Source organism: Bhargavaea cecembensis DSE10 (assembly GCF_000348905.1).
In the GTDB taxonomy this organism is placed as follows: domain Bacteria; phylum Bacillota; class Bacilli; order Bacillales_A; family Planococcaceae; genus Bhargavaea; species Bhargavaea cecembensis.
Genome location: NZ_AOFT01000020.1, coordinates 33800 through 44816 on the forward strand (window position 1 = coordinate 33800; position 11017 = coordinate 44816).

At 51.9% G+C, this 11017-nt stretch carries 11 protein-coding genes; all 11 read left to right on the plus strand.

The features are described 5' to 3' along the window. The first annotated feature begins 2 nt into the window (after positions 1-2). Entirely contained in the window at positions 3-500 is a 498-nt protein-coding gene (locus C772_RS14125; RefSeq protein ID WP_008301057.1) for a prepilin-type N-terminal cleavage/methylation domain-containing protein, read from the plus strand. Further along, a complete protein-coding gene (locus tag C772_RS14130) occupies positions 497-1057 on the plus strand; it encodes a PilW family protein (RefSeq protein ID WP_008301059.1) in 561 nt (186 codons plus the stop codon). The genes C772_RS14125 and C772_RS14130 overlap by 4 nt, the downstream gene beginning before the upstream one ends. Then, positions 1026-2501: a hypothetical protein gene (locus tag C772_RS14135; protein ID WP_008301061.1), complete on the plus strand. Its 1476-nt coding sequence runs from the start codon at positions 1026-1028 to the stop codon at positions 2499-2501. The genes C772_RS14130 and C772_RS14135 overlap by 32 nt, the downstream gene beginning before the upstream one ends. A 20-nt stretch (positions 2502-2521) precedes the next feature. After that, positions 2522-3361, plus strand: a complete 840-nt coding sequence (locus tag C772_RS14140) for a hypothetical protein (protein ID WP_008301063.1) — start codon at positions 2522-2524, stop codon at positions 3359-3361. Further along, positions 3351-4805, plus strand: a complete 1455-nt coding sequence (locus C772_RS14145; RefSeq protein WP_008301066.1) for a VanW family protein — start codon at positions 3351-3353, stop codon at positions 4803-4805. Before C772_RS14140 ends, C772_RS14145 begins: the two co-directional genes overlap by 11 nt. 23 nt (positions 4806-4828) lie before the next feature. Further along, the gene (locus C772_RS14150) at positions 4829-6484 is read left to right on the plus strand and encodes a GspE/PulE family protein (RefSeq protein WP_035002520.1); all 1656 of its coding nucleotides are present in this window, start codon (positions 4829-4831) and stop codon (positions 6482-6484) included. Positions 6485-6496: 12 nt separating this feature from the next. After that, positions 6497-7537 carry a type IV pilus twitching motility protein PilT gene (locus C772_RS14155; RefSeq protein ID WP_008301071.1) on the plus strand — a complete coding sequence of 347 codons (1041 nt, stop codon included), beginning with the start codon at positions 6497-6499 and terminating at the stop codon, positions 7535-7537. After that, the gene (locus C772_RS14160; protein WP_008301073.1) at positions 7537-8742 is read left to right on the plus strand and encodes a type II secretion system F family protein; all 1206 of its coding nucleotides are present in this window, start codon (positions 7537-7539) and stop codon (positions 8740-8742) included. The genes C772_RS14155 and C772_RS14160 overlap by 1 nt, the downstream gene beginning before the upstream one ends. A 138-nt stretch (positions 8743-8880) precedes the next feature. Next, entirely contained in the window at positions 8881-9339 is a 459-nt protein-coding gene (locus C772_RS14165; RefSeq protein WP_008301075.1) for a prepilin-type N-terminal cleavage/methylation domain-containing protein, read from the plus strand. Positions 9340-9352: 13 nt separating this feature from the next. Then, positions 9353-10270, plus strand: a complete 918-nt coding sequence (gene pilM / locus C772_RS14170; RefSeq protein WP_008301078.1) for a type IV pilus biogenesis protein PilM — start codon at positions 9353-9355, stop codon at positions 10268-10270. 3 nt (positions 10271-10273) lie between these two features. Next, a partial coding sequence (locus C772_RS14175) for a hypothetical protein (RefSeq protein ID WP_051059462.1) occupies positions 10274-11017 on the plus strand: 744 nt, incomplete at its 3' end.

The following is an 11017-nucleotide window of genomic DNA, read 5'->3' on the forward strand; positions in this document are numbered from 1 at the left end:
GGATGAACATACGGGCTTTCAAGAGGAATGAACAGGGCCTGACACTTGTGGAAATCCTCGCCACACTCGTGATCATCGGCATCGTCTTTATCGGCATCATGGCCATCTTCCCGCAGATGACGTTCTTTAATGAACGGACGGAAGTGAAATTGGATGCGATGAGCATTGCAAGGGCTGAAATCGAATTGGTCAAACAGGTGCAGGTGCAATCTTTTGATACGAACATCGGCACGGAACTTGAGGAAATTCATCCGGATGTGGAAGTAGTCAATTCGACGGCCGGTTCATCGGGAGAAATCATCCTTTCCTATCAGTTGCCAAATGGATACTATGTGGAAGCTTTTATCTATCCTGCTGAGGAAGACGAACAGTTTCATCCCGTTTATCTTCATCAGGTGCATCTCGTTGTCATGGAAGGTGGCACATCAAGGAAAATGTCAGAAACATATGCCTATCTTGAAATAGAGTACCCACCGGATGTGGCAGAGGAAAGTATATGATGAAGAAAATTCAAGAACAAAAAGGAATGACTTTAGTAGAACTGATTGCTGCACTGGCATTGGCGGGGATGGTAGTGGTCATTATTATGACGATTTTCTCCATCGGTACGAGGTATCAGTCTCTTGAAACGAACAATCTCGCCATGCAGCAGGAAATGAATCTGACGATATCACGGATCACACAAATCCATCGCTCAGGCGCATGCTATGCAATTGCACAAAAAGACAATGGCATTGAAATCATAACCTTTTCCCGGGAGTTGGACGACAACCGTAATGAGCTGAGGGATGGTCAATGCACAACATCGACAAAGAGCAGCTCCACTTACAGCAGCGAGGATTACGGTCTGGGCATTTGCAGAGTGAGTCTGCAAGACACAAAAACCGTCTGTGAAAATATGAATTCCGATACAATCATCGACCCACAAAGGGAAAACCTGAGGGCTCGAATCACGTTGAAAGACGGAAATTATAAAGAATTGGTTCAGGAAACAACGTTTTCCCGGTTCAAGGAGGAGGGCAGCAATGAAGAGGACAGCACAGAATCCACTCCGTGATGAAAATGGCTACACACTCATTATCGTATTGCTGGTGATCACTTTATTGCTTGCCTTTGCCGCCACCTTTATGGCTACTTCAATGAACCATTCTTTTCAGGAACGCACTGTCGAATCAGGGAATCAGTCAGTTGCAGCAGCGGAAATGGGCATTCAATATGAAACGGCCCATTTCGAAGAAGATTTCAATCAGTTGCTTGATGACATCAATCTGGAAACGCAAATCAGGATCAACAAGCTCAGAGAATGCATCCAGCCTCCGATAGGTGAAGATTGTGATAGTGAACAAGACCGGCAAGCTTATGAAAGCCGCATCGAATCAGATATGCGGGCATTGTTTTTCGAAAAAGTATACGCCCTAATCAATGCTTACAAGGATGATACAAGTACGATCAACCTGAAAAAAGAGTTTGCCGGCCAGGCGGGCTTTTACATTGAGAACGTGACTTCCAATCTAAGTTCAGATCTGCCGGTAGCCAATCTTAAAGAAATCGAGATGAACATGACGGTCAAAGGGGAAGCGGATGAACGGACAAGCACATTGATGGCGACCGTCATTTTCCCGGTTCCCGAACGATTTCTGAATCCTGATGAAGCCGAAAAGGTGCAGACGACCTTCGTTGAAGTAAATGAGGATATGAGTTACGAAGACATTTTTAATCCACAGGCTCCCACAATTTCCTGCAGTACACTGATAGATAACGTCAAGTCTGGAACTGCGACCGCCCCCTATAAATGTAAAGCCGATGATTCGTTGAATGATATCGTTGATAAGATCGATTCATCAGGGCAGGATCCAAGAGATTTCACAGTCTTCACCAGCAATTTCGTGCAAGATGTATGTGAGTCAAAATGTAACAATCTTAATAACATGAATTTCTCCGGTGTGAATGTCGTTGTAGATTCAAGAGAAGTTGAGGCATTTAACAATATGAACAACCTGGTTAATGCCAATCTGATCATTAATGGGACATTATCAGTCGGTAACAACTTAAATAATCTCGGGAAAAACGGCGTTAAACAAACGCTTATTGTAAAAGGGTTAAATGTTGACAACAACATTCAGAACATGTCTTATACAAACTTGCTAGTGCTTGGCAATCCGGACGGCAGTCAGGCCGATTTGAAATGGGGAAATCATTTCGATGTCGATATCTATTCCCGGCTATGTATTGACATTGATCGGATTAAAAGTGAAGACCTCATCCGACTGTCAAAAGACGCTAACTTCACTGATAGCGGATCCCTGATTTACTACTCGAGAGACCCCAATAAAACATTCCGATTGCAGCAAAACAACGATTACTATGTAGTTCGAGCACCCAGCTATGCCTCATTCCTTGAGAAATGTGGAGTAACGCAGAAGAAAACAGTGACCAGGCCAGTAGATATGTCCGTTCCCAGTGTGCTCGATCCCAACTACGATATCCAAGTAGACTATTAAACTTTGAAAGGAGGCCCGACATGCTGGATTACATATTTCTCCTGATTGCCGCCATCATCGTTTTTCCTGTCCTCTACTACCTGATGACAAAAGGAAAAGCGGGGCAGGCAATGGTCATCATGGCAGCCGCGGGGTTCGTGATCGCGCTGGCCGGCATTTATATTCAGAACCATTTCGCGTTCTATTATTCGGCACTTGCGATGATCGGTCTGTCGTTTGCGGCGGCGGTGCTGATCGCCAACCGGCTGCCGGGTGAGACGGTCACCGAAGGCGTGCCGGATGAACTGTCCGAGCCGATCCGGCTGGAGGATGACCGGCCTGCCAGCGCAGACGACGAGATCGCCGTGGCCCCGGAAGACATCCGGGCCGGCATTCTGGCAGAGGACTCCGATACGATCGAGCCGGAGGGCTACCGGGAAATTGTCCTTCCGGGCATGGCCGCTATTGAGCAGCCGCCTGGAGACCTTCATGTGGATGAATCCTTTGCTTCCAGTATTGAAGATGGTGAACTGGAGATCCTGACCGACCTGGATACACCGGAGATTGACCTTGTCCCGGAAACGGCTGAGGAGGCGGTGTCGCCGGAACCGGTAGGGGATGGTGATTATTTGGAGCCAATTGATGTGGCAGCCGAGCCGCAGGTGGAGAAACCGGATCAGCCGAAGGAGTCCTCTTACGTTGATGAAGAAGATTATTTGGATGACGGAGATCTGGAGTCCTGGCTGGAAGCCCGGCCGGTACCCGAGACGCATGATGAGAAGATTGAAAAGCCGGAAGTGATTCGGGATGATGATCCGTTCGGACTTCTGACAGAAGAAGATTGGATTGTGGAAGAGGAGGAAAAAGACGATGGAAAATAAGAAGGTCCTGAACGTCCTGTTGGGCGTTCTCCTCTCCACATTCTTTTTTTATCTGTTTGCGTCGGGCGGATCTCTCCTGGCCGGCAATCTGCTCTTCCCATCAAAGGACTTCGGGGATAATACATATATCGGTCCGTACGATGTGTCGGACTTTAAGGAAGCGGAGACGGCCAAGGTCCTGAATGAAGGCGTCAGCGATCTGCAAAGCCGCTTCGAGGTGGAGGTCCGTTACCTGGATGGCTCGTTCCAACTGCCTCAGGAAGCGGTTGAATTTGATGTGCAAGGCACCATCAGCGATGCGGACAGCGGGCAGGAAAACCCATTGGTTGTACGTGTAAAAGAGGGCGCGGTACAGACACTGCTCGAGCAGAACTTCGGCGAGTTGGACCTGACCGATGAAGAGATCAGCGCCATCGCTTCCGGCATCGAACGCAGGCTCCAGAACGGGACCATGCCGGCGAATATCCAAATCAGTGACTTCCTCGATGCAGGGCGCAAGGCAGGAGAAACTGTTTCCGCTTCTGCTTCATTTGAAGCACAGCCCGTAACGGAAGGGCTCCTCAACGGACTTGATGCGCTTAACGGCGTGGAAGTCGCCGGGGGAGCGACCGTGTCTTTCCTGCAGCTGATGGAATCATTGGAAACCGGATCGCTTACGAAGGATGAGATGACGAGAATCGCATCCCTACTTTATGCGGCTGTATTAAATACGAATTTCGTCATCGACGAGCGGTCCATCAGCAACCGCCTGCCGGACGGAATCCCCCTCGGATTTGAGGCGGCGGTCGACCCGGCAACCGGAACCGACCTGATGTTCACAAATCCGAACGGCGCAACCTTTACCATTACAACCGAAATGTCCGGTGACACGGCGACCCTGTCGCTTCATGGCCTGCCGTTCCTTTATGAATACTCGGCAACCGTCACAGGCACGGAAACTTTCGAGCCAAGGCTCGTCAAACAGTTCAGCGAGAACGTGACAACTGTTGCGCCAAGAATCGAAGAAGCAGGGGAAGACGGCATCCGGGCGACTGTGATCAAGACGGTCTTTGATGAGGCCATCGAACTGTCGATGGAGGAAGTATCGACCGACTTTTATCCGCCTGTCCATCGCATTGAAGTCCACCGCTTGAAGCCTGAAGAGCAGCCTGCAGAAAACACGGAAGGCGGTACGGACGGTTCCGGAGATGGAAACGGTAGCGGCAAGGGGTCTGGCGGCACTACAGGAAATGGGGCCGGCAGTAGTGGCAATGGAGATTCCGGGAACGGCGGAAGCACCGGCAACGACGGAAACTCCGGCAATGGCAACGGCTCAGGTTCCGATTCCGATTCCGGCCAAGGAAACGGCAATGGCTCAGGTTCGGACAACGACTCCGGAAGCGGTTCCGGCAATGGAAAAGACGACATCCAATATGACAAGGGCGGCAACCCGATCACACCATGAGCCGCCCGGGGAAGGTGATGCACATGGTCCAGGCACGAAAACGGCTTGGGGATATTCTGGTTGAAACGGGGCTCATTACAGAAGAACAGCTTCAGGAAACCCTAAAGGAAAAACCGAAAGACCAGCGGCTTGGTGATGCGCTCTTGCAGAGGGGGCTGATCACGGAATTGCAGCTGGTCGAGACGCTCGAGATTCAGCTTGGAATCCCGCATGTGAACCTGTTCCGGTATCCGTTCGAGCCGCAAATTTTCAGCCTCGTTCCGAAAGAGTTCGCCAAACGTAATCTGCTCGTTCCTTTAAAAACCGAAGAGGACAGGCTATATGTGGCGATGGTCGACCCGATGGACTATATCGCAATTGAGGACCTCAGGCTGTCCACCGGTTTCCAGATCGAGCCGGTGATCGCTTCCAAGGATGACATCGTGAGGACAATCGCGAAATTCTACGAAGAGTCCTTCGACGAATTGTTTATCGAGCAGGAGCGGCTTCAGCAGGAGGACGAGGATAACCTGACTGACCTGGACTCTCCGGTCGTCCGCCTCGTCAACCAGATCCTCACCGCCGCAGTGATCCAGAAGGCGTCGGACATCCATATCGATCCGAGGGAGCATCAGCTGCTGATCCGGTTCCGGATCGACGGGATGCTCCATGACGAGCGGATGCTGCCGAAGCATATGCAGCCAATGATCAATGCCAGGATCAAGATCATGGCGAACCTCGACATCACGGAACACCGCGTGCCGCAGGACGGCCGGATCAAGACGAATGTCGACTTCCGCCCGATCGACCTGCGTGTATCGACGCTGCCGACCGTCTACGGTGAAAAGATCGTCATGCGGATCCTCGACCTGAGCAACTCGCTTGCTGACCTGACGCATCTCGGATTTAACCGGATTAACCTGGAGCGGTTCATGAAGGAGATCACGAAGCCGAGCGGCATCGTATTGATTTCTGGTCCGACCGGTTCAGGGAAATCCTCGACGCTTTATGCGGCGCTCAACAAGCTGAACCGTGAAGAAGTGAATATCGTGACGGTCGAGGATCCGGTCGAGTACCAGCTGAACGGCATCAACCAGGTACAGGTGAACTCAAATGTCGGGATGACGTTCGCAGCAGGACTCCGGTCCATCCTCCGGCAGGACCCGGACATCGTCATGGTCGGGGAAATCCGTGACGTGGAGACGGCTGAAATTGCGGTCCGGGCATCTTTAACGGGGCACGTCGTCCTCAGCACGATTCACACCAATGACTCCATCGCGACGATTACCCGATTGCTCGACATGGGCGTGGAGCCGTTCCTTGTCACGGCTTCACTGAACGCGGTTGTTGCCCAGCGTCTCTTGCGTAGGGTGTGCCGGGACTGCAAGACGGAGGAGCCGGCGACCGAGAGGGAAAAGGAAATAGCGGCCAAGCGGGGCATCAAGATCGAGCAGGTCATGCGCGGCAAGGGCTGCCCGTCCTGCAACATGACCGGCTACCGCGGACGGATTGCAATCCATGAGGTTCTTGTCCTGGATGACGAAATGAGGAATGCGATCAACCGTGGCGATACCGTCACGAAGCTCCGCGAGATTGCCATCCGTAATAAAACGATCTTCCTTCTGGATGACGGGTTGCTGAAAGTCAAACAGGGAATCACGACGACGGAAGAAGTGTTCCGCGTCGCAATGCTGGATTAAGGCGGTGGAATGATGAAACAGACAATCGACGGGCTTTTAACTGCAGCATTCAAACTCAAGGCATCGGACATCCATCTGACGGTCGGCGTCCCGCCCGTTTTCCGTGTCCACGGGGACCTAAAACGATACGGCAAAGAAGTGAACACGCCGGAGTTTACCGAAGGGATTGCAAAAACCGTCATCCCGGAAAAACTGTATGACCAGTTCCTTGAGAAGGGCGAGCTGGACTTTTCCTATTCTGTCCCGGGTGTATCGCGTTTCCGAGTGAACGCATACCGCCAGCGCGGTTCAATCTCCCTCGCATTCCGGACCATCCCGACGAAGATCTTGACTGTCGAGGAACTTGGCATGCCGGACACTTTAAAGCGGCTGGCGGAAACACCACAGGGGATGATCCTCGTCACCGGCCCGACCGGATCGGGTAAGTCGACGACCCTCGCGGCAATGATCCGGCATATCAACGAAACCACCCGGAAACATATCATCACACTCGAGGACCCGATCGAGTTCGTCCATAACCACGGCGCGTCGATCATCGACCAGCGGGAAGTCGGGTTCGATACCGATTCATTCGCAAACGGCCTTCGTGCTGCACTCCGGCAGGACCCGGATGTCATTCTCGTCGGGGAGATGCGGGATTTGGAGACGATTTCGATCGCCATCACTGCGGCGGAGACGGGACACCTCGTCTTCGGCACGCTCCACACATGGAGTGCCGCATCCACCATCGACCGGATTATTGACGTATTTCCTCCGTCCCAGCAGACACAGATTCGTGTTCAGCTTGCGGGTGTTTTGACCGGTGTCATCTCTCAGCGCCTGTTCAAGACGGCAGACGGGCAGGGCCGCCGCGCCGCAACGGAGATCATGATCAACACACCGGCGATCGGCAACCTGATCCGGACCGAGAAGATTCACCAGATCCCGAGTGTGATCCAGACAAACCGCGCGATCGGCATGCACACGATGGAATCCTCAATCCAGAAACTTGTCGACACCGGTGCAATTTCCTACGAAACGGCCAAACCGTATCTTGAAGGAGATGACCACTGATGCCGCGGTTTCAGTATGAAGGGCGCGACACAAAGCGCGTCCGCAAAGGCACCATCCAGGCGGATACCAAACGCGAAGCGGTCATGAAACTTCGCGAGCAGGGGATCCGCGTACTGAACTTGAACGAACTGCCGGAAACGACGCTGACGAAAGAGATCACAATCGGGAAACCTGTCAAACGGCCTCAGCTCATCATGTTTCTCCAGCAATTTTCGACGCTTCTCCGGGCCGGGGTGACGATTGTTGATGCGATTCACATCCTGTCCCAGCAAGTCGAATCCAAGCCGTTCCGGAAGATCCTGTCGGAAATCGCTGACGACCTGCGCGGAGGCGGCTCGCTAAGTGACGCGATGACGAAGCATCCGAAAGCATTCGAGCCGCTCACACTCAATATGATTGCAGCGGGAGAAGCTTCCGGTAACATTGACGATTCACTGGACAGGCTCGCCATGCACTACGAGAAGTCGTATGCGACCCGTCAGAAAGTCGTTTCTGCAATGGTCTATCCGGTGGTCGTCCTTGTACTAGCATTCGGAGTCGTCATCTTCCTGCTGGTTTCAATTGTTCCAATGTTCGTTGACATGTTCGACAGTCTCGGAGCGGAACTGCCTGCAATCACGCTCTTTGTCCTCGGAGCAAGTCAGTTCATGCAGCGATTCTGGTATCTGATAGTCGGATTTGTTTTGTTGCTTGTTCTAGCAATCTACTTCATGCATCGCAGCAAGGAAGGAAAGTATATCCTAGATACTATCCTTCTTCGAATGCCATTGATCGGCGACTTGATGAAAAAGTCTGCCTTGGCCTCAATGACCCGGACACTCAGCTCCCTATTTACAAGTTCCGTACCGATTCTCCAGGCGATGGCAATGGTCGAACGGGTTGTCGACAACGAAGTCATCAAGCGTGTAGTGAGGGAATCGCGTGACGCCCTGCAAAAAGGGAATTCCATCGCCGGCCCGATGACCGGCCACTGGGCATTCCCACCTCTCATTCCTCACATGATTGCTATAGGTGAGCAGACAGGGGCACTAGACCAGATGCTTGGCAAGGTAGCGGAATTCTATGAAAAGGAAGTAGACACGGCAACAGAGCGGCTAAAATCCTTGATTGAGCCGCTCATGATGATTTTTCTCGCTGTCATCGTCGGGACTATCGTCATGGCGATCATGGTTCCGATGTTCAGCATGTATGAGCAAGTTGGCTAGTCATTTGTTAAATATTTGTTAACACGAAGGACTATCTGACTGATTTTTTACATTGTGAATCTATTTTATGGTAATGGGTATTGCTATAATAGAATCGTAGAAAACCTACACCATACGACAGAGGAGGAATGAATCATCATGTTGAAATTCATTCAAAAAAAATTAAAAGAGGAAAAGGGCCTTACGCTTATTGAGCTCTTGGCGGTTATTGTTATTCTTGGTATTATTGCTGCGATTGCAATTCCGGCAATAGGTAATATCATGGACAATAGTCGAACTGGTGCAATAAAGTCTGACGCAATTAATATCATGTCTGCTGCAGATCTTTATTTTGCAGAGGTAACTAATGATAGTACCCCAAATACTGCAACTACCCAGGAACTTCAGACAAGTGGATATCTTGATGATCCCGGTTCATTTCCAGTAGATGCCAATACACTGGTTACACAGGTGAATAATGGACAAAATACTTTCACCGGCACTGGAACAGCGGGTAGTATCACACTGACTTTTAATGCTGCTACTAGAGACCATATTAACAGCCTTCAAAATAACCAAAGTAACATAGGTACTATAACTACAATCTCTGCACAGTAAAGGAGTAGTAGCCATGCCCTGGAATTTCATCCGCTCCAAACAACGCATTATCTCAATCACAATCGAAGAAGACGCCCTCCGCTACAGCGAGCTCCGCTCCACCAACCCGCTCACAATCGAGCGAGCAGAAGAGCGGCCGCTCCCGGAAGGCATCATCTCCGAAGGAAAGGTGATCGACCCAAAAGCGTTGGAAGAGGCGGTGGAGGGGGCAGTGAAGGATTGGGGGCTGCGGCGCAAGCGCGTCCGGTTCCTCGCTCCTGATCAGTTTGTCATCATCCGAAAAGTGGATACCCCGGCCGATGTCCCTGAAGATGAGCTGAAAGGCTACTTCTTCATTGAGATCGGCTCTTCTTTGTATTTGCCGTTTGATGACCCGTTGTTTGATGTGGTTCCGTTCGATAGTGAGGGTGACGGGAAGGAATCGATCATCATCGCGTCGAAAGAAGAGATTGTGCGTCAGTATGAGCGGGCTCTTGACGAAGCGAAGCTGAAACCTGTCGAATGTGACATCGCGCCGCTTGCGCTTTATCGACTTGCTTACCAACAGCATGACCTGGACACGCACCGCAATGTGCTGATCGCTGATTTCCGCGGAAATGACCTGACGGTGTCGACTTTCCACCGGCATCAGCCGCTGTTTATGCGGTCGGTTGACATGGATGAGGATGGCTGGACGGCGGAGGTTGCCTTCCGGGAGATTTCCAAGCTCATCAATTTCTATACATACAACATGATGGACGGCAATGAGACAGTCGATTGCCTTCTCATCTCGGGCGACTGCCGCATGACCGAAGAGCTGTCCAGGATGTTCCGGGACCAGATGCGCCTGGAAGCCGGATGTATCCGGAAAGAACGGATTGAAGACGCGGCCGGCCGTGAAGTCCCGGACCGGTTTGACCGGGTGATCGGACTGGCATTGAAAGAGGTGTAGCGTTTGCTCGTTGATATTAACTTACTTCCCGAACGGGACAGGGAACGATCAAAGGCCGTCATCCTCTCGCTCGTCATCCTGCTTTCGGCGATGCTGTTCTGGCTGACGTTCTTCATCATGGCGAACCGGAATGCGGACGAAGCGGAGCGGCTGGATGCCCGGACGCAAGAGATGCGCCTGGCGGGTGCGGAGATCCGTTCCCGCATGCAGGGGACGGAGACGATGGCGGACCGCGAGCAGTTGGAGCTGACCATCGGCTGGGCGGAAAGCTACCAGTTCCCGACGGCTCCGCTTCTCCGGCATCTCGTTTCGTTGCTGCCCGTCCGAGGATTTATCATGGACTATACATATACCGACCCGCATACGGCCGACCTGTCCGTCCAATTCGACCGCTATGAGCAGGCCGCCTACTACCTAGCCCGTCTGAAGGCTGCGACTCCAGTTGAGAGTGCAATTATGAATGATGTCAGCGCATCGCCTCTTGATGAAGAAACCGACGAGGAAGGGAATCCCGTAGATACTGACGACATCGTCGTGCCCCGCTATATCGCGACTTACACCATTGAGTTTGTCAATCCGAGGGTCCCGGCAGAAGGGACGGCCGAGGAACCTGCAGAAGATGGGGAAGGTGCAGCGGCGGAGGACGGCTCTGACACCGAGGTCAACGTCGACAACGATGTTAATGTGAATGTGGAGCAGGAGAATCCGGAGCCGGAGACTGGAACTGATACCGGTGAGGGAACGGGT